The organism is Phyllobacterium sp. OV277 (assembly GCF_900104355.1).
Taxonomy (GTDB): Bacteria; Pseudomonadota; Alphaproteobacteria; order Rhizobiales; family Rhizobiaceae; genus Phyllobacterium.
The window spans coordinates 23,356-41,211 of record NZ_FNIY01000017.1; the positions used below are offsets into that span (position 1 = coordinate 23,356).

18 protein-coding genes are annotated in these 17,856 nt (G+C 54.1%); 10 read left to right on the forward strand and 8 right to left on the reverse strand.

Translation table 11 applies throughout. The features are described from left to right. Window positions 1–4: 4 nt before the first annotated feature. Window positions 5–1,279, reverse strand: coding sequence for a plasmid partitioning protein RepA (gene repA / locus BLU05_RS25270; protein ID WP_244518552.1), 1,275 nt, complete (start codon window positions 1,277–1,279; stop codon window positions 5–7). Window positions 1,280–1,580: 301 nt separating this feature from the next. Then, window positions 1,581–2,366, reverse strand: a complete 786-nt coding sequence (locus tag BLU05_RS25275; RefSeq protein ID WP_175540756.1) for an AraC family transcriptional regulator — start codon at window positions 2,364–2,366, stop codon at window positions 1,581–1,583. 237 nt (window positions 2,367–2,603) lie between these two features. On the opposite strand from BLU05_RS25275, the gene BLU05_RS25280 reads away from it, so the two are divergent. Further along, the gene (locus tag BLU05_RS25280) at window positions 2,604–3,446 is read left to right on the forward strand and encodes an oxidoreductase (RefSeq protein WP_091886633.1); all 843 of its coding nucleotides are present in this window, start codon (window positions 2,604–2,606) and stop codon (window positions 3,444–3,446) included. A 107-nt stretch (window positions 3,447–3,553) separates the two neighbouring features. Here BLU05_RS25280 and BLU05_RS25285 read toward each other — a convergent pair whose 3' ends face one another. Then, window positions 3,554–4,162, reverse strand: a complete 609-nt coding sequence (locus tag BLU05_RS25285; RefSeq protein WP_091886689.1) for a TetR/AcrR family transcriptional regulator — start codon at window positions 4,160–4,162, stop codon at window positions 3,554–3,556. A 78-nt stretch (window positions 4,163–4,240) separates the two neighbouring features. Between BLU05_RS25285 and BLU05_RS25290 the strand changes: the two genes are divergently transcribed. Beyond that, window positions 4,241–5,191: an alpha/beta fold hydrolase gene (locus BLU05_RS25290; protein ID WP_091886635.1), complete on the forward strand. Its 951-nt coding sequence runs from the start codon at window positions 4,241–4,243 to the stop codon at window positions 5,189–5,191. Between the two features lie 40 nt (window positions 5,192–5,231). Here BLU05_RS25290 and BLU05_RS25295 read toward each other — a convergent pair whose 3' ends face one another. Next, on the reverse strand, window positions 5,232–5,621 hold the full coding sequence (locus tag BLU05_RS25295) for a ribosomal maturation YjgA family protein (protein WP_244518551.1): 390 nt from the start codon (window positions 5,619–5,621) through the stop codon (window positions 5,232–5,234). A gap of 294 nt (window positions 5,622–5,915) precedes the next feature. On the opposite strand from BLU05_RS25295, the gene BLU05_RS25300 reads away from it, so the two are divergent. Next, on the forward strand, window positions 5,916–6,944 hold the full coding sequence (locus tag BLU05_RS25300) for a glycoside hydrolase family 25 protein (RefSeq protein WP_091886640.1): 1,029 nt from the start codon (window positions 5,916–5,918) through the stop codon (window positions 6,942–6,944). A 16-nt stretch (window positions 6,945–6,960) separates the two neighbouring features. Here BLU05_RS25300 and BLU05_RS25305 read toward each other — a convergent pair whose 3' ends face one another. From BLU05_RS25305 to BLU05_RS25315, 3 genes are all read right to left on the reverse strand, one after another. Beyond that, complete coding sequence (locus tag BLU05_RS25305) at window positions 6,961–8,106, reverse strand: alpha-hydroxy acid oxidase (RefSeq protein WP_091886643.1); 1,146 nt, start codon at window positions 8,104–8,106, stop codon at window positions 6,961–6,963. 96 nt (window positions 8,107–8,202) lie between these two features. Beyond that, window positions 8,203–8,877 (reverse strand): GntR family transcriptional regulator, encoded by a 675-nt coding sequence (locus BLU05_RS25310; RefSeq protein ID WP_091886646.1) that lies wholly within the window; start codon window positions 8,875–8,877, stop codon window positions 8,203–8,205. 195 nt (window positions 8,878–9,072) lie between these two features. Next, window positions 9,073–9,813 (reverse strand): GntR family transcriptional regulator, encoded by a 741-nt coding sequence (locus BLU05_RS25315; RefSeq protein WP_091886649.1) that lies wholly within the window; start codon window positions 9,811–9,813, stop codon window positions 9,073–9,075. A 136-nt stretch (window positions 9,814–9,949) separates the two neighbouring features. Between BLU05_RS25315 and BLU05_RS25320 the strand changes: the two genes are divergently transcribed. Genes BLU05_RS25320 through ugpC form a run of 7 tightly spaced genes read left to right on the forward strand, consistent with a single transcriptional unit; the run spans window position 9,950 to window position 17,604 of the window. After that, window positions 9,950–10,993, forward strand: a complete 1,044-nt coding sequence (locus tag BLU05_RS25320; protein ID WP_091886652.1) for a Gfo/Idh/MocA family protein — start codon at window positions 9,950–9,952, stop codon at window positions 10,991–10,993. Then, window positions 10,994–12,022 (forward strand): Gfo/Idh/MocA family protein, encoded by a 1,029-nt coding sequence (locus tag BLU05_RS25325; RefSeq protein ID WP_091886655.1) that lies wholly within the window; start codon window positions 10,994–10,996, stop codon window positions 12,020–12,022. Then, entirely contained in the window at window positions 12,015–13,082 is a 1,068-nt protein-coding gene (locus tag BLU05_RS25330) for a Gfo/Idh/MocA family protein (RefSeq protein ID WP_091886658.1), read from the forward strand. Before BLU05_RS25325 ends, BLU05_RS25330 begins: the two co-directional genes overlap by 8 nt. 46 nt (window positions 13,083–13,128) lie before the next feature. Continuing rightward, window positions 13,129–14,406: an ABC transporter substrate-binding protein gene (locus BLU05_RS25335; RefSeq protein ID WP_091886661.1), complete on the forward strand. Its 1,278-nt coding sequence runs from the start codon at window positions 13,129–13,131 to the stop codon at window positions 14,404–14,406. A 57-nt stretch (window positions 14,407–14,463) separates the two neighbouring features. Further along, window positions 14,464–15,432 carry a carbohydrate ABC transporter permease gene (locus BLU05_RS25340; RefSeq protein WP_091886664.1) on the forward strand — a complete coding sequence of 323 codons (969 nt, stop codon included), beginning with the start codon at window positions 14,464–14,466 and terminating at the stop codon, window positions 15,430–15,432. Next, window positions 15,425–16,477 carry a carbohydrate ABC transporter permease gene (locus BLU05_RS25345; protein WP_091886667.1) on the forward strand — a complete coding sequence of 351 codons (1,053 nt, stop codon included), beginning with the start codon at window positions 15,425–15,427 and terminating at the stop codon, window positions 16,475–16,477. The genes BLU05_RS25340 and BLU05_RS25345 overlap by 8 nt, the downstream gene beginning before the upstream one ends. A gap of 38 nt (window positions 16,478–16,515) precedes the next feature. Then, on the forward strand, window positions 16,516–17,604 hold the full coding sequence (gene ugpC / locus BLU05_RS25350; protein WP_091886670.1) for an ABC transporter ATP-binding protein: 1,089 nt from the start codon (window positions 16,516–16,518) through the stop codon (window positions 17,602–17,604). Between the two features lie 60 nt (window positions 17,605–17,664). On the opposite strand, the gene BLU05_RS25355 is transcribed toward ugpC, so the two are convergent. Further along, a partial coding sequence (locus BLU05_RS25355; protein ID WP_139210519.1) for an autotransporter outer membrane beta-barrel domain-containing protein occupies window positions 17,665–17,856 on the reverse strand: 192 nt, incomplete at its 5' end.

Below are 17,856 nucleotides of genomic sequence, written 5' to 3' on the forward strand. Positions count from 1 at the left end.
CACCTCACACAGGCCGGTTCCAGGCCTTGAAGATCAGGCTCTGGATTTCAGCGTTGACGGAGGACAGCGATTCAATCGCCCGGTCATAGGTGGCCCGGGTGAAACTGTCGCGCGAGACTTCGTAAAGTGTCTGCTTGGTCAGGCCCGCATCAGAAAAGGCGGTTGATTTGACAACGGCCGATGTGAGAACCCGATCACCGAACAGCGAGCGCAGGAAGCCGGCAATCTGCTGCTGTGGCGCATCATTCGGCTCGAAGCGGGTAATCAGATAGCGCATGAAATCGAAATTGAGTTCACCGCCTGCTTCCCGCACAACGGCCAGAAGATCGGCTGTCATGAACAGAAACTGGCTCATGGATGCCACATCAAGCATCTGCGGATGCACGGTGACGAGAACCGATGTCGCGGCGCAAAGTGCAGAAAGCGTCAAAAAGCCCAGCTGCGGCGGGCAATCGATGACGACCACATCATAATCATCCGATATTGTATCGAGCGCTGCCTGAACGCGGGCAAAGAAAAGCTGCTGTTCGATGCTCTGCTGTGCGCCATGCTGGCGATCAGCAAGCATTTGCGGCGTGGTATGCTCGAATTCCTGCAATTCCAGATTGCCCGGAATAAGATCAAGGCCGTCAAAATAAGTCTTACGGATGATATCGCGCATCAACCGCCGTTCACCATCATAGCGAATGGCACCGTAGAGCGTGTCATTGCCGGTCAGATCGAGTTCCGGCTGATAGCCAAATAAGGCTGACATGGAAGCCTGTGGATCAAGATCAACCGCAAGCACGCGAAAACCTGCCATGGCCAGATGTTGGGCGAGGTGTGCACTCGTGGTGGTCTTGCCGGAGCCGCCTTTAAAGTTGGTGACGGCAATCACCTGCATATGTTCATTGGCAGAGGGATCGCGATGCGGCAGATAGGTTTTCGCCTTTGGTCCGCCAGCATCAGCAAGATGATGGCGCAGCGCATTGATTTCCGCGAGCGAATAGAGCCGGCGGCCATTTGCCCCGGTTTCAGGCTGCGGTCCCTCTCCTGCAATGGAAAGCTGGCGCAAATAACCGTCTGAAACTCCAATGAGCTTGGCAGCCTCGCCACTTGTGAATTTGCGTAGTGTTTTTTGCGCCGTCGGTGGAAACAACCGGTTACGCATTGCCTGCAGCTGTGCCGACAGCATTTCTGCGTCAGCAGCAATAGCCCGATCAGCGGTCAAGGCAGCGGATGGCTGTGGTACAGCCGCAATTTGCGCACCATCCGTTTTTGTTGTCTGTACCGCGTTCATCATAGTCACGTATTGATCCTGTGCGCCTGTTCAAAAGAATCGCATCAGCGCAAGGTAAGATGCGCCGATTCGATAGAAAAACCAAAAGGGTAACGCTGGTTGGTAGTTTAACGCCGTAAAAGGGCACTAACATTCAGATTTACGTGTAACGCTTATATCGCAGGATACCCCTTAAAACCGTAAGTAACCTGCGCAAAGAACCGAGTCGCGTCAAGCACTTTATAGTTAACGCAAATTAACCATTAAGGCAGGTCGTAGCCGTTGCAGCAGGCGACAGCGTCGTCGCATGAGTAGGGTCGGGCTAATGTGAATGCAGGTCATTTTTTGGCGAATTGCCGAACAGCATGCGATATTCCCGGCTGAATTGGGATTGGTTCTCATATCCCACAGCGTATGCGACCGCCCCGATTTTTACGCCACCAAGTTGGAGTTGGCGCCGCGCCTCATAGAGCCTCAGGCGCGTTCGAAATTGCAGCGGGCTCATCGCTGTCGCAGACTTGAAGGCACGATAATATGATGTCTGGCTCATGCCTGCCATCTCGGCCAAAGTGGCAATAGAGAGCGCTTTGTCAAAATTGGATTTGATCCAGACAGTGGTGCGTGCAATGCGCGCAAGGCCAGAGGTGGCAATCGTGCTTTGAATGATCATATGACCAAGACCGCCTCGAACAAGCCGGTAAATAAGCTCACGGTAGATGAGAGGTGCCATTGTTTTTATATCCTCGGGCCGATCCAGAAGCCGCGTCAACCGCTCGAGCGGCTCGAGAATATCGCGGGTCACGGCAGAGGTCGCAGCACCTGCCGTTTTCGCGATCGGCGATGATTCACCGCTGTCACCGGCGGCAATCTCCGCAATGATTTGCGGATCAAGATCAAGGGTCACCGCATAGTGCAATGATCCCGGACTTGCCTGCGAAACCCGGGCACTCACCGGAAGGTCGAGAACGACTACGAGATATTCCTCCGGGCTGATCTCAATAAGGTTACGATCAATTATGATTTCTTTTTTGCCCTGCAAAACAACGCAGAGGCGAGGATTGTAAAGGCTGCGGACCGGGGCGGTTGGGCGTTCGCTGCGAAACAGCATTAGACCGGGGACCCCGGTCGTCTGCTTGTCCGATTTACAATGAAAACTCACCAACTCGATTAATTGCCGTCGCACTGCATCCATCTTTCCGGCCCCCTGTTCCCGAACAGGCAAAGTAACAAGAATGGTAGGATTGTGCAAAACTCTGGAATGATAGATCTAAGCGGATCGGTGCTTCTACCTTATCTCCCTGTCAGTGGGATCGTCGATATCCCGGCAGACGCAAAGGAGAAAACCATGTCAGCAGAAACGTCAGTTTGGCTTATCACGGGAGCATCATCAGGTTTGGGACGCGCACTTGCCGAGGCAGTCCTTGAATCGGGAAACACTGTCGTGGTTACGGCAAGAAATATCAGGGCACTCGACGATCTTGTGGCGAAATTTCCTAAAAATGCCGTTGCAGCAAGGCTTGATGTGACCGACCCGGAAACGATCAAGCAGGTCGTTGAACAGACCGAAGAGCGCTTTGGTCGAATTGATGTACTGGTGAACGCGGCGGGATACGGTTATCTCGCCGCGATCGAGGAAGGTGAGGACGATGGAGTACGAGCCCAGTTCGAGACAAATGTCTTTGGATTGCTCGCTGTTACCAAGTCGGTGCTTCCTGGCATGCGCGCTCGGCGGAGCGGTTGTATTGTCAACTTCTCGTCGCTCGGTGGATTGGTCGCATTTCCGGCAACGGGATATTATCACGCCACCAAATTCGCCGTGGAAGCCCTCTCAGAATCATTGTTCAAGGAAGTTTCGCCGCTTGGCATCAAGGTGCTTATCGTAGAGCCGGGTGCTTTCCGGACCGATTGGGCAGGCCGATCTATGCTTGAATCAACGACCGTCATTGACGACTACGCGGAAACGGCAGGCAAAAGGCGGGCCGCAACGCGTGCCGTCTCCGGTTTGCAGCCCGGAGATCCAAGAAAGGCAGCAGAAGCCATTATCAAAGCTGTCAACGCTGAGCAAACGCCGCTTCGGCTGCTCCTTGGAGCCTCTGCTCTCAAAATTGCCATCGAACGGCTGGACGCGCTCAAGGCACAGTTCGAGGCTTGGGCAGATGTCACGACAAGTGTCGATTTTGAAAGCTGACGGGTTCCATAGGTAGATTTCACCACCGCCATGTGTGTTGGTGCGCGCATTGTGACGCGCGCGCCTCTACACCGAACGAATTGACACATGTCCCTTCGCTGATCCAATCAGGCATCGAAACGCTCTTTAAGCCCCCATACAACTTCATCAACGATTTCGTGAAGTTCCTCCACAGTCGCACCATCGCGGGCTTGTATGGAAATCCCCTGCATGACAGACAGGACATGCCGGGCAATGCGCCTCGTCTTCTCGCCGCATGCAAAACGGGCCAGCACATCGGCGAGCTGCTGCAATGATTTCTCACGTCGCATGGCGAGGTCACGCGCCAGTTCGTCATTATCGGGATGACAGGTAATGAGGCCCGTGGAAACCATGCATCCACGCTCATTTTCACGTCTTGTTGCGATCGCTACGGCTGCCTCCAACAGTAGTTTCACCGCGTCAGGCAAGCCGCCTGCCGAATTGGTAATCTCGACATCAAGATGGCCTGCCCCTGCCTCATATCTGTCCAGTACAGACTTGTAGAGACCAGCCTTGCTTCCGAACGCGGCATAAAGGCTTGGCGGCGCAACACCAATCGCCTTTGTCAAATCGGCAAGAGAAACGCCTTCATAGCCATGACGCCAGAAGAGAGTCATCGCCATATGCAGCGCTTTGTCGCGATCAAAACTCCAGGGCCTGCCGCCGCGCGGCTTATCGTCAAGTGTATGTTTCATATCGATCACTAAACAACATATTGACAGCATCGGTCAAGGTATGTTGTTTAGTGATCAATAATCAACATAGGAAGTGCTATGAAAAGTTCTCTCAGATCAGCGCTCGTCGCTGCCGCTATCCTGATCTCACCGATTTTGGCCTCGCCACATGTCGTGGCAGCGGAAGCAGTGAACCCAACCAATGTTTCCGCGGGACAGGTCAGCACTGTGGAAAGATTCTCGGTAAGATCTTCCGATGGCACCATGCTTGCGGTGGAAGCGAAAGGGAATCCAGCCGCGCCGGAAATTCTCTTCATTCATGGCCTGAGACAAAGCGGGCTCAGCTGGGACAAACAATTTGACGATCCGACGTTGTCAGGTTTTCGGCTCGTGCGTTTTGATCTTCGGGGACACGGGGATTCGGGGAAACCGGAAGATCCCGAAAGCTACTCGGACCCCAAGCTTTGGGCCGATGATATCAAGGCTGTGATTGATGGCGCGAAATTACACCGTCCGGTTCTGGTCGGCTGGTCCCTCGGTGGTTACGTCGCCGGCGCATATCTTAATAGATATGGCGGTTCGCATATTGCGGGCATCAACCTTGTCGATGCGGTGGTGAAGCTGTCCCCGGACCTTCTAACACCTCTGGCGGGTCAGTTCTCCGAAACGGCGACGTCGCGTGACCTTGCTGTTCGCAGCAAAGCGACCGCCGAATTTCTGGCAAGCTGCTTTAACATACAGCCTACGCCAGAAGAGTTTGATAGGATGCTTGTCATCAATGGCATGACGGCACGAGCCGTCAATGAAGGTTTTATTCAAACATCACTCACCGATCTTCTGCCGGTCTTTCAGACTTATAGCGGTCCCATTCTTCTTACTCACGGCGTGCATGACAGGCTCGTTCGCGTGGCCACCTCGGAACGTGTTCGCGATCTTCACGCTGACAGTAAATTGCAACTCTATGAGAATAGCGGTCATAGCCCCTTTTTCGAAGAGCCGGAGCGTTACGGACGTGATCTGAAAGCGTTCGTTCTGAGTGCGAACAACTAGATATTTGGCGCAAGCCACAGCTCTGGCATCAGTGGGTTGCTTACGATTGGTCCACCGTACCGTGCGGGCTGGAGATATTTTTGTCAGGATTTTCAGTTGAAAACAAAATCTCGGCAATCCAGGCAATCGAAGCTCCGACTGCATAGGCCAGAACATCCCACCAATCGGGCGTGGCTCCAAAAACAATCCTCAATAATCGATTGGAAATAGAGATGTTAAAATAAACGGTGAGGTATTGTGCCAGTTCGACGCCCAACCCAAATCCAAGCGCCAGAAGAACAAGATAGGCTGGCCGCGCTTCGATCACGGATTTGAAGACAAAATACAGCCAGATGGTCGCCAGAACGTCCCCTGCCCAGCTCCTTATCCATCCTAACTGTGCTCCGAATGTTGCCAGAAGCACCAGCACAAAAAGCAGGAAGACGGCCACAGTAAATGAGGTGCGATCAAAGCGGATTATCATGAGAGGTGTCTAACGGGTGATAGTCCCTCTGTCCATCTGCCAGACAGGGCACGACATCCAAATGTTATCGACTGCGCCAATGACCAACAGTTTCTTTTGCTTTCTGGTTATTGTCATCGGGCGCCATAGCGGAGTTTCATCGCGATTTATGGTTAAGATTGGGATTCAGCTTTTCCTAGTAATTTACTGATAGCAATTGAGATTGCTGAATCCAACCGGGTTCATTTGGGTCATTGATCATTATTTCGAGTACGGGTGCTTATGCGTGTTCCATGTGTGCTAACAGTCATGCTTACGTGCCTGGTCCTGGCGAGTTGCGGATCAAGCTCCAGCCTTGATGACCTTGCGATACAACGCCCCTCGCGGGAAACAACCAGTTCGGTTGTCAGGCCACGCGATCCTGTGCCTCAAGTCGACGTGAGAACCGTCACCTCCCCGCCTGTGCATCGGCAGGAGATGCTGGCATGGGCAGGACCCGTTCCGGAACAAACGGCATTCATACCGCCCGCGACGATAATCGCTGTCCCGGCTCCACCGGAAAAAACAGTCGCACAGCTTATCCCGGTAGACCCCACAATGCGCCCGGCCCGGGAAGGCCGTATGCAGATTTACAGCCGCCGCTTCCGCGACGCAAAACCCATCAATTTCGGCCGGGCATCGCCCAGGAAACTCGCCGTGCATGGTGTTGATGTTTCGCGCTGGCAGGGCGACGTTGATTGGGTAAATCTGCGCTCGCAGGGCGCGAACTTCGCTTACATCAAGGCCACTGATGGCGGGGATCATATGGATCCCATGTTCCGGACGAACTGGCGCAATACCAAAGAGGCTGGCCTGAAACGGGGTGCCTATCACTTCTTCTATTGGTGCCGTACAGCTGGCGAACAGGCCGACTGGTTTATCCGCAATGTGCCGCGCGAGGCCGGGGCCCTTCCACCGGCAATCGATGTGGAATGGAATGGCGAGTCGAGCTGCAAACGGCGTCCTTCACGCGAGGTCGTGCTGGAAAAAATGCAGGTATTCATGGACAAGCTGGAAAAGCATTACGGCCAGCGACCAATCATTTATACCGCTCCGGATTTCTATCGGGATAATCTGAAAGATGCGTTTCCCAACTATCACTTCTGGCTGCGCGCTGTAGCTGAGCATCCGTCCAAAGTTTATCCCGGACGGCGCTGGCTCTTCTGGCAATATTCGGGCTCGGGTCTCTCTCATGGTGTCGACGGCAGGATCGACCTCAATGTATTCCATGGCAGCGAGGACGAATGGCATGATTGGGTGACTGCGCGGTAGCGATTAATTCCGGGATCTATCGAAGCCTCAGGTTTTCACGGCTGAGCTGATCCACCGTAGTGCAGCCCATAAGCTTCATCCCGCGCTCAATCTCCACCTTTAATTGACCGAGCGCGCGCTCGACACCCGGCTGGCCAGCGGCGGCAAGAGGATAGAGGTAATAGCGCCCTACGCCGACGGCTTTGGCGCCCATGGAGAGTGCTTTGATCACGTGCGTTCCACGCTGGATGCCGCCATCCATGATCACATCGATTTTATCACCAACAGCGTCAACAATTTCGGCAAGCTGATCAAAACCTGCGCGCGATCCATCCAGCTGCCGACCGCCGTGGTTTGACAGAATGATACCCGTGCATCCAATCTCAACGGCCTTCCTGGCGTCGGCTACCGACATGATACCTTTTAGACAGAACTGTCCTGACCAGTACTGGACCATTTCGGCCACATCATCCCAAGTCATCGAAGGGTCGAGCATTTCGGTAAAATACCGGCTGATCGACATGGCGCCGCCACCCATATCCACATGCGCGTCAAGCTGAGGCAAACTGAAGCGTTCATGGGTAAGGTAATTCAAAGCCCATTGCGGCTTGATTGCGAATTGCAACATGCCTGCCAGATTAAGCTTGAAAGGGATCGAAAATCCGGTGCGCAAATCACGTTCGCGATTGCCCCCGGTGATGCTGTCCACAGTCAGCATCATTACCTCGACACCCGCATCTTTGGCGCGTTGCATCATCGCCCTGTTCAGGCCGCGATCCTTGTGGAAATAGAACTGATAAACCTGTGGTCCAGAATGAGACTTACGCAGCTCTTCAAGACTGACCGTGCCGAGCGAGGACACTCCGAACATTGTCCCATGCTTGGCCGCCGCTGCGGCAACCGCACGCTCGCCCTGATAATGGAACAATCTCTGCAACGCTGTTGGCGAACAATAGAACGGCACCGCAAGCTTCTGCCCCATCACCGTGACGGATGTATCGATATCTTTGACCCCGCGCAAAACATTCGGAATCAGATCGCAATGTTCAAAACTCTCCGTATTGCGGCGATAGGTGACCTCATCATCGGCGGCGCCGTCAATATAATTAAAGATCGGTCCCGGTAGCCGGCGCTTGGCCAAACGTCTGAAATCATGGAAATTGTGGCAATCGCGCAGACGCATAATTCGCTTCAATCCTTATTTGATTCAAACCCATAGATATGTCTGAATAGTTGCTGACGCATAAATGTACAGAAATGACGAGGCTTGTTCGTAAATTTAAGGTCGGTTCTCGACCGCGTCGGTCAGCGTGAGGCAGCCTATCTGCAAATGGCATGTCAGTCGCTCGATCGCGAGTGTCTCATTTCCCTCACGACAGGCAGCAATAATATCACGGTGCTCCGCACCGGAACGGCCGCGAAAATCTCTGATGGTAGAGAGAAACCTGATATAGCGCTCGGCAGCGTTGTTCTGCGCTTCGATCACTCCAAGCAATCGCTTGTTCTTGCATGGCCGGTAAAGGATCATGTGGAATTCGAGGTTGAGCATACCCCATTGGCTGAAATCAGTACCCTCCTCGATAAGATCAAGGATATGGTCCGCATCATCCAGAATTTTTGCAGTGAGATGCGGGAAAGCATCCCGCAGGGCAGCACATTCCAATAGTTGCCGCAGGATGAAAATTTCACGAATCTCACCCGTATCAATCAGCGAGACAAAAGTTCCGCGCGTCGGATGGATCGAAACAAAGCCTTCTGCCTCCAAAAGGCGCAGCGCATCCCGGATAGGCATTCTGCTAATACCAAATTTAGTTGCCAGATCGTCCTGCCGCAAAGCGGTGCCGGCTTCGATGAGACCTTTAACGATCGCTTCGCGAAGTCTATCTGCGACATGGTCAGCCGCCGTCCGCGGCTTGACCATCCGACGGCCAGCAATTTCATCAAGCGAATTCATTCTCACCTACCCACGTCTTTGGTTTCACATGACAAAACTCGATCTTAAATGTCAACTCAAGAACCGGGGACGTATTTGGGTATTATCGAATTCAGCATTCAATCGCTGTCCACGCAACGCCATTCAATTGACGGTGGAGGGCAGCTAGCTATGCCGTTGTGCGTGAGCTGATGGCTAAACGCGCCGAGAATTCATCTACTCGTCGAAATAATCGGCGTGCTTTTTGGCAAGGCTGGACAAGGCATTGAGGATCGAGCCCAGATGAATGCGGGTGGCTTCAATAGCCGCTGGTTTGTCGCGCCTGATAATCGTGTCCAGCATGCGCTTGTGCTCTTCGATCAAAACGAGCTGATGGTCCGCATTCCTCAACGAGAGCACACGCAGGCGATCAAGTGGCATCTTCTCCCGTTCCAGAAGTCCGGCGACCCGCTCAAAACCGGTTGCGCGCGCCAGCGTCAAGTGAAACTGGTCGTCAAGCGCCTGAAATGCCAGATCGCTATCCTCATCGACCGTCGACTGCTGCTTGACGATAAGCTCGGCGAGTTCCCGCTCAAACTCAGGCGATAGGCCGACATCACACAATTTTGTGACGTTGGCGATTTCGATGGCCTCGCGGATAAAGTGCGCTTCAAGGAAGCGCTTTAGATTGAGCTTGGTAACGAAAGTACCGCGGCTGGGCCGCGTCGTTATCAGATCGGCTTCACGAAGTTGGGCAAATGCCTCGCGCACAGGTGTGCGGCTGGCACCAAACCGCGCACCGACTTCCGTCTCGGAAATCAGGCGTCCCGGCTCCAGATCCATTTTGAGAATGGCATTCTTCAGAACAGGATAAATCTGGGATGCTGTCGGCCGGTCATATTCCAGCTGACCAAAGGATATATTGGCCAATCCGCCAACCGGAACATCATTGTCTGAAGATTTGGTGCCGTCTGACACGTTTGATCGATCCTTGGAAAGCCGCGTTATTTAGCCAGTATACCGGTATTCTCAGGATTTACAACCGGTATACCGGTGTGCTATCGAAGGCATATCGGTGGGCTTGGCATCACCGGCATTGGCGCAGGGAGGCCCGATGAAAATTGCCCTGATCGGATTGGGTATGGTCGCAAGCACGCACGTCAGGGCGATTGCCGCGCTAACACCTGACATCGAGCTCAAAGCTGTTTGTGGCCGCGACAGAGAGCGGAGCACCCAATTTGCCGATGAGGCTGCTATCATCCTCGGCTACCGCCCGGAAACGGTATTTTCCTTTGAAGCAATTGCCAGCGATCCGGCCATAGATTTTGTGATTGTCGCAACGCCGCCTAACGCGCGTTTGGAAATGACAAAAGCGCTTGCGGCTGCGGGCAAATCCATTCTCATGGAAAAGCCTATCGAACGAACGCTGGAAAGCGCGAAGGCGATCGTTGGTCTTTGCGAAGATCATAATGTCAAGCTTGGCATTATCTTTCAGCACCGTGTCCGTCAGGCTTCAATTCAGCTTCGTGACATGCTCAAAACCGGAGCACTCGGGTCAATCCGTATTGCGGAAATTATAGTGCCGTGGTGGCGGGAACAATCCTATTATGACGCGCCGGGACGTGGAACTTACGCCCGGGACGGCGGCGGCGTTCTTATCTCGCAGGCGATCCATTCGCTTGATCTCGCGCTCTCCCTTACTGGTCCAGTACGGAAAGTGCAGGCCACGGCAAAAACCAGCCAGTTCCACCAGATGGAGGCTGAGGACTACGTCACTGCAGGGCTGGAATTCGACAGTGGTGCCATCGGCTCACTCGTTGCGAGCACGGCCAGCTTTCCCGGCACCGGCGAAACCATCACCCTTCATTGTGACAAGGCGTCCGCGCGTCTGGACGCAGGACAATTGATTATCACGTGGCGCACCGGCAAGACGGATGTTTTCGGCGAAGAGGCAGGCACTGGCGGTGGCGCCAATCCAATGGCCTTCACCCATGAATGGCATCAGGAGATTATCCGCGATTTTGCCAGCGCAGTCGTCAACAACACCGAGCCCCTCATTTCAGGCAGAGAGGGTCTCGCCGTCCACGCCTTGATTGATGCGCTTGTCACATCAGCAAACACCGAACGTTCCGTAACCCTTGCCCCGTGGAATATATGAATGTCAAAACCTCTCAAATTCGCCGCCATCGGCATCGATCACCGGCACATTTTCGGCCAATCGGAAAACATGATGAATGTTGGAGCCGAATTTGTCGGCTGGTGGACGGAAGGAACGCCCGAGACCCTCGACAGTTTCATCGAGCGGTTTCCCGATATCCCGCGCGCGGCAACGCGTGAAGAACTGTTGAACAACCCTGAAATTGATCTCGTGCTGATTGCCGATGTGCCGTCGCGGCGCGCCATCAGGGCTATTGAAGCCATGGAGCACGGCAAAGATGTCATGGTTGATAAGCCGGGCTGCACCACATTGGAACAGCTCGAAGCGATCAGGAAAACCGTCAACCAAACCGGACGTATCTGGTCAATCGATTTTTCAGAACGCTTCGAAGTTCCCTGCGTGACAAAAGCCGCCGAACTCGTACAGTCAGGGGCGATTGGTAAGGTCGTGCAGACAGTTGGTCTCGGGCCGCATCGTCTTAACCGGCATCTGCGGCCGCAATGGTTTTTTGAACGCGACAAATATGGTGGCATTCTCTGCGATATCGCTTCGCATCAGATCGACCAGTTCCTGTTTTTCACCGGCTCTGACGATGCGGAAATCCTCTTTGCCGAAGTTGCCAACCATGCCAACCCCGATGATCCGGGCCTGCAGGATTTTGGCTGCCTCGCACTGCGCAGCGACAAGGGCCACTGCTATATCCGCGTTGACTGGTACACGCCTGACGCTCTGCCAACCTGGGGTGACGGACGTCTGACTATTCTTGGAACAGAAGGCTATATTGAGCTGCGCAAATATGTCGACGTGGCACGCGACAATGGCACCGATCATCTCTACCTCGTCAACGGTACACGCTGCGAGAGGATCGATGCATCCGGTGCTGGCCTTCCCTATTTTGCCACGCTCGCGGATGATATCCGCAACCGTACGAGCAATGCGATGCCGCAGGCGCATGCGTTCAAAGTCATGGAACTCGCCATCAAAGCACAGTTGCTGGCCGAAGCCACCGCAGGTGCACGCCATGGCTAATCCCATTCGCGTCGCCATCATCGGCGCCGGTATCGGTGCAAGCCATCTCAAGGGCTATCGTGCCCTCCCCAATCGTTTCACCGTTTCCGTTCTGTGCGATCTTGATCAGGAGCGTGCAGCAAAGGTTACGGACGGCGACCGCTCGATCAGAATTGAACCGGATCTCGACCGGGTATTGGCTGATCCGGATATCGATATCATCGATATTTGCCTGCCGCCGCACCTGCATTTCAAAGTGTCCATGGCAGCACTTGCAGCGGGGAAACATGTCGTTTGCGAGAAGCCCTTTGTTAGCTCGCTGCATGAAGCGGACCTGCTCGCCGAGGCCGTCCAGAAATCCGGGCGCATCCTTTCGCCTGTTTTCCAATATCGTTTTGGCCGAGGATTTGCCCAACTGCGCGCGCTTATCGACAAGGGTCTCGCGGGCAAAGCCTATACATCAAGCATTGAAACGCATTGGTGCCGACGTGCCGAGTATTACGATATTCCATGGCGCGGCACATGGAAGGGCGAACAGGGCGGCGCCGTTCTCAGCCATGCAATCCACAATCACGACCTGCTCTGCTATGTCATGGGGAATGTCAGGCGCCTGACGGCGTTCACCGCAACGCGCGTCAATCCCATCGAGACGGAAGATTGCGCGTCAATCGTGTTTGAAATGGAGAGCGGAGCATTGGCTACCAGCTCTATAACACTTGGCGCTGCTGACGATACCAGCCACTTCCGTTTCTGTTTTGAGGGGTTCACCGCGGAAAGCGGAAAAGCCCCCTATACACCGGCCGAAGATACGTGGCATTTTCTTGCCCGGGACCCCGCACGGCAGGCGGAAATCGATGCGGTGGTCAATGCTGTTCCAGAGGTGCATTCCGGTTTTGCCGGTTTCTTTGATGCTCTTGCCGATGCCATCGAAGGCCAAGGCGGAAATGAAGTAACAGTTGCGGACGGGCGACGTTCGCTTGAAATGGTCACTGCCATTTATCATACGGCGCGTACGGGTGGAACTGCCGAGCTGCCGCTCAACCACGAACACCCGCTCTATAAGGGATGGACACCGAAATAGCCTAAAAAATCAGATCAATGTTCACAACGATATGGGAGGATATCAGATGGACAAGCGCAATCTCAAATGGACCGGTGCGGCTCTGGCGTCGGTCATTGCTTTGTGGGCTGGCTCAGCGGCGGCGGATGATATCCGTTTCATGTGCGCCGCCGATGGCAATGAATGTGCCACGCTGGAAGCCCTGTTTGCACGCTACGAAAAGGACAATCCCGGCACCCATGTTGTCATCGACGTGGTCGGTTATAAGGCCATTCTGGAAAACCTGCCTGTCCAGCTTGCCGGGGGTACTGGCCCGGATATGGCGCTGGTTACCGATTTTGGCGGACTTGCCAAGTACTTTCTCGACCTGACGCCCTATGTCGACGCCAACTACTGGAACACCAATTTTGGCAATACGCTAAGGTGGTCACGCACCGGCCCTGACGACAAGGGCATCTATGGCATGAACATCCAGCTGACCATTACCGGCGCCTATATCAACAAGACCCTGTTCGAGCAGGCTGGTGTCGCAGTGCCGGGTGAAAAGGCAACCTGGGATGAATGGGCTGAGGCATCGCGTCAGGTTGCCAAGGCAACAGGGGTGCCGTTCCCGATGGCGATGGATCGTTCGGGACACCGCATAGCGGGCCCGGCTATATCCAACGGCGCCAAAATCTTTGACGATGCGGGAAACCCAATTCTTGTTGATGCACCATTTGCGGACTTCATGGGCAAGTTCGTCAATTGGAACAAAGATGGCACCATGGCAAAGGATGTCTGGGCCGGTATCGGCGGCACAAGCTATCAGGATGCGGCGCAGGAATTCATCAACGCGCAATTGGTCTTTTACTATTCAGGCAGTTGGCAGGTTCAGCGTCTCGACAAGGCAATCGGTGACAGTTTCGACTGGGAGGTTGTCGGCTCGCCCTGTGGACCTGCCGCTTGTTCCGGCATGCCCGGTGGTTCGGGTCTCGTGGGCTTCAAGCAGACCAAGAACCCCGAGGCTGTAGCCAAACTCATCAATTATATCGCCCAGAAAGACAATTACGCCGAGTTCATCGGCAAGACCCGCAATGTCCCTGCTCATGAAGGCGTGGCAAAGGAGGGCGTGGCCTATACCGATGCTTCGCAAAACGTGGCAAAGGCCCTCAAGGGCTGGAATGCCCAGATCGCCAAGCTGTCACCCATCGCCTATTCCTATCAGGGCTATAAGAACAGCCGCACCATGTACAACATAACGGTGCAGCGCGTGACGCAGGCGATTGTCGGGGAAATGTCTATTGATGAAGCAATGGAAAAGGCCAAGCAGGATGTGGAGGCGGCGATTCAGTCGGCAGGCAAATAATGCCGATAAACTGTTCGCCACCTGACCTGACGCAATAACCATGAAGGGATGTGCAACATGACCGCTGTTCTGAATGCGATCATGAACATTATTGAAATACCCATGCGCTTTGCTCAAAGGCGGCTTGGCCTGCGGCGTATCGCGTGGGTATTTCTTCTGCCCAATCTCATTCTCTTCGGGATATTCGCTTTTCTGCCTGTCATTTTGAACGTTATCTATGCTCTGACCGGAACCGATCAGGTCATGCTGAACGACAGGACATTCGTCGGGTTCGACAATTTCATAACGCTGGCCACCTGCACCAACCATCTTGACCCGAATACCTGCACGCAGGATTTGTTCTGGCGCGCCATCTACAATTCACTCTGGTTCGTCACTCTGCAGGTCGGGTTTATGGTCGGCTTGTCCCTCGTCACGGCCATTGTTCTGAACGGCAAAATACGGGCACGCGGCTTTTTCCGCAGCGTGTTCTTCTTTCCTGTTCTTCTATCGCCGGTAGTGGTTGCGCTGATCTGGAAGTGGATTCTGCAGCGCGAGGGACTTCTCAACGCCGGAATGGATGCATTCGGCCTCACCCCGTATAATTGGCTGCTTGACCGCAACTGGGCGTTCATCTGGTCAATTTTTCTATCCGTCTGGGCCCATATGGGTTTCTACACATTGATCCTGCTTGCCGGATTGCAGGCAATACCACGTGATGTCTATGATGCTGCACTGATGGATGCAGCCACACCATTCAGGACATTTCGCCGGATCACACTGCCGCTGCTTATGCCAACCATGATTGTTGTCCTGCTGCTTGCCCTGATCAAGGGGGTCCAGACCTTTGACGAGGTCTATGCCTTTACGGGCGGTGGACCGGGTTCGGCGACGACTTTCATTATTCAATACATTTACGAAACAGGTTTCGCCGGAACACCGCGTCTGTTCGGTCTGGCCGCCGCCGCTTCCATCCTGTTGGCCATCGTCCTCATTGGCCTCACCCTCATTCAGCTTTCTGTTACGAGGAACAAAGCCGATGGGTAAAATATTCACTTTCCTGACCCGAACCCGTGGCATAGGCCGGCTTCATTGGACGGATTGGGCGTCTTACGCCTATCTCCTGTTCGGCATTGTCATCATGTTCGGGCCGGTGCTTTGGCTGGTGCTGTCATCCTTCAAGAGTGAAGCGGAACTGCAACGCTTTCCACCCACGTTTTTGCCCTATGCTCAGGAAATGATCAGCATTGAAGGGTATGACAAACCGCTCCCGCTGTTTGAAATCACCAATGGCGAATTTGCTGGAAAGCAAGCCGGTCAGGTACGCCGCATTGGCCTTGTCTCACAACTGGTAAGACCCGAAGCGCCCAAGGACCTTATTAAGATGCCGCTGGCCGATCGCAAACCAGTTGAACGCATTGATTTTGCTTTCGAAAACTATGGTGATCTGTTCAAACGTTTTGATTTTCTGCGCTATCTCTGGAACAGCGTGTTTATCACAACCATGGCAACGCTCATCATGTTGCTGGTCAATTCTATGGCCGCCTTTGCCTTGTCGAAATATCATTTCCGCGGACGCAGCACCGTGCTCGCCATGATTGTCGGCACTTTGATGGTTCCGCAAACGGTGGTGCTGGTCCCGCTCTTTTTGATCACCCGCGAACTTGGCATGCTGAACAGTCTCTGGGGTGTCATCATTCCCGGCGCGGCGACGCCCACGGGCGTGTTCCTGCTGCGCCAGTATATGCTCACCATTCCCGATGAAATTCTTGATGCAGCCCGCATGGACAAGGCCAGCGAGTGGAAAATCTTCTGGCGTATTGTCCTGCCACTCAGTGCCCCCGCGATCGCTGTCCTTGCCATCCTAGCAATCATGTGGCGCTGGAACGACTTTCTCTGGCCGCTGATTGTGCTCTCCCAGAACGACAAGTTCACATTGCAACTGGCGCTCAATTCGTTCCAGGGACAATTGACAACCCAATGGAGCAATCTGCTCGCCATGACGGTGCTGGTGCTTGTTCCAATCGCCATTGTCTTCGCATTTCTACAAAAATACATCGCGACCGGCATCGCCTCTACAGGTGGCAAATGATGCGTGACGTCAACCTGACCACGGGGAGTTAGCCGCCAATGTCGAGACTTGTGCTTCGCAACGTCAGGAAAAACTATGGTGGGCTTGAGGTCATCAAGGGTGTTGATCTCGATATTGCCTTTGGCGAGTTTTGTGTCTTTGTCGGCCCGTCGGGTTGCGGCAAGTCCACATTGCTCAAGATGATTTCCGGTCTTGAACCAATCAGTGAAGGCGAGATTGCCATTGACGATGAAGTGGTCAACGACGTTCCGCCCGCTGACCGGGGCCTTGCCATGGTGTTCCAGTCCTACGCACTCTATCCGCATATGTCCGTCCGCCAGAACCTTTCCTTTGGTCTTGAAAATCTCAACACACCAAAGGCAGCGATTGCCCAGAAGATCGCAGAGGTTGCAAAGATGCTGCAAATCGAGCCTTTGCTGAACAGACGCCCCGGACAGCTATCGGGCGGACAGCGCCAGCGCGTCGCCATTGGCCGTGCCGTGGTGCGTGAGCCAAAAATATTCCTGTTTGACGAACCGCTGTCCAATCTCGACGCGGAGCTACGTGTGGAAATGCGCGGCGAGATCGCCCGCTTGCACAGACGTCTCGGCAATACGATGATTTACGTTACCCATGATCAGGTCGAAGCCATGACCATGGCTGACAAGATTGCAGTGTTGCGCAGCGGAAAAGTTGAACAGTTCGGCGCACCGCTGGAACTTTACAACAACCCCGCCAATGTCTTCGTCGCGGGCTTCATTGGGTCGCCCAAAATGAACTTCTTCCAAGGTACAATCCACGCCGCTGATGGCCAAGAGGCCTTTGTTCAGTTCAACTCGGGCGAGCGCATTCCCGTGAGCCGTGAGACCTTCCTTGTGTCCCACGGTCTGCCCGTGACATTGGGAATTCGCCCAGGTCATGTGACACTCGGCCCAGTTGATGCGACGGACATCAAGGGGGTGGTTCAAAACATTGAACAACTGGGCGGAGAGTCTCATCTCTATATCAATGCAGCCGATGGCACCCCAACGGCCGTGCATGTCGATGGCCAAACCGAGATTGCTCTTGGCGACACAATTGGTCTCAAACTCGATACGGGCAAAATTCAGCTCTTTTCGCGTGATACCGGCGGGACGCTTCGTCGTTGAGTCATGTCGTCGTTGTGGCGGCTAGAACAGCCGCCATAACTGGAGAAGCGAACGATCTTCCTAGAAGCTAACATTCAGCTTCGCATCGACTGCATTTTGCGTAAGACCCGAGCCATACTGGCCCGTATAGGTGAGACCCAGTGTTGCCCGGCGGCTAAGCTTGACGTCAACGCCAGCTTCAACCATCGCCGTATCCTCGGCAATCGGCACACCCGCCACCGAGAAGCCATTGCCGGTGGCAAAGGCAAGCGT

Bases quoted from the DNA above. Each gene is read 5' to 3' on its own strand.
- BLU05_RS25285 (WP_091886689.1), bottom strand. From the start codon at position 4,162: ATGAAACATACACTTGACGATAAGCCGCGCGGCGGCAGGCCCTGGAGT.
- ugpC (WP_091886670.1), top strand. From the start codon at position 16,516: ATGTCGAGACTTGTGCTTCGCAACGTCAGGAAAAACTATGGTGGGCTT.
- BLU05_RS25280 (WP_091886633.1), top strand. From the start codon at position 2,604: ATGTCAGCAGAAACGTCAGTTTGGCTTATCACGGGAGCATCATCAGGT.
- BLU05_RS25340 (WP_091886664.1), top strand. From the start codon at position 14,464: ATGACCGCTGTTCTGAATGCGATCATGAACATTATTGAAATACCCATG.
- BLU05_RS25290 (WP_091886635.1), top strand. From the start codon at position 4,241: ATGAAAAGTTCTCTCAGATCAGCGCTCGTCGCTGCCGCTATCCTGATC.
- BLU05_RS25305 (WP_091886643.1), bottom strand. From the start codon at position 8,106: ATGCGTCTGCGCGATTGCCACAATTTCCATGATTTCAGACGTTTGGCC.
- BLU05_RS25325 (WP_091886655.1), top strand. From the start codon at position 10,994: ATGTCAAAACCTCTCAAATTCGCCGCCATCGGCATCGATCACCGGCAC.
- BLU05_RS25310 (WP_091886646.1), bottom strand. From the start codon at position 8,877: ATGAATTCGCTTGATGAAATTGCTGGCCGTCGGATGGTCAAGCCGCGG.
- BLU05_RS25335 (WP_091886661.1), top strand. From the start codon at position 13,129: ATGGACAAGCGCAATCTCAAATGGACCGGTGCGGCTCTGGCGTCGGTC.
- BLU05_RS25300 (WP_091886640.1), top strand. From the start codon at position 5,916: ATGCGTGTTCCATGTGTGCTAACAGTCATGCTTACGTGCCTGGTCCTG.
- BLU05_RS25330 (WP_091886658.1), top strand. From the start codon at position 12,015: ATGGCTAATCCCATTCGCGTCGCCATCATCGGCGCCGGTATCGGTGCA.
- BLU05_RS25345 (WP_091886667.1), top strand. From the start codon at position 15,425: ATGGGTAAAATATTCACTTTCCTGACCCGAACCCGTGGCATAGGCCGG.
- BLU05_RS25320 (WP_091886652.1), top strand. From the start codon at position 9,950: ATGAAAATTGCCCTGATCGGATTGGGTATGGTCGCAAGCACGCACGTC.
- repA (WP_244518552.1), bottom strand. From the start codon at position 1,279: ATGAACGCGGTACAGACAACAAAAACGGATGGTGCGCAAATTGCGGCT.
- BLU05_RS25275 (WP_175540756.1), bottom strand. From the start codon at position 2,366: ATGCTGTTTCGCAGCGAACGCCCAACCGCCCCGGTCCGCAGCCTTTAC.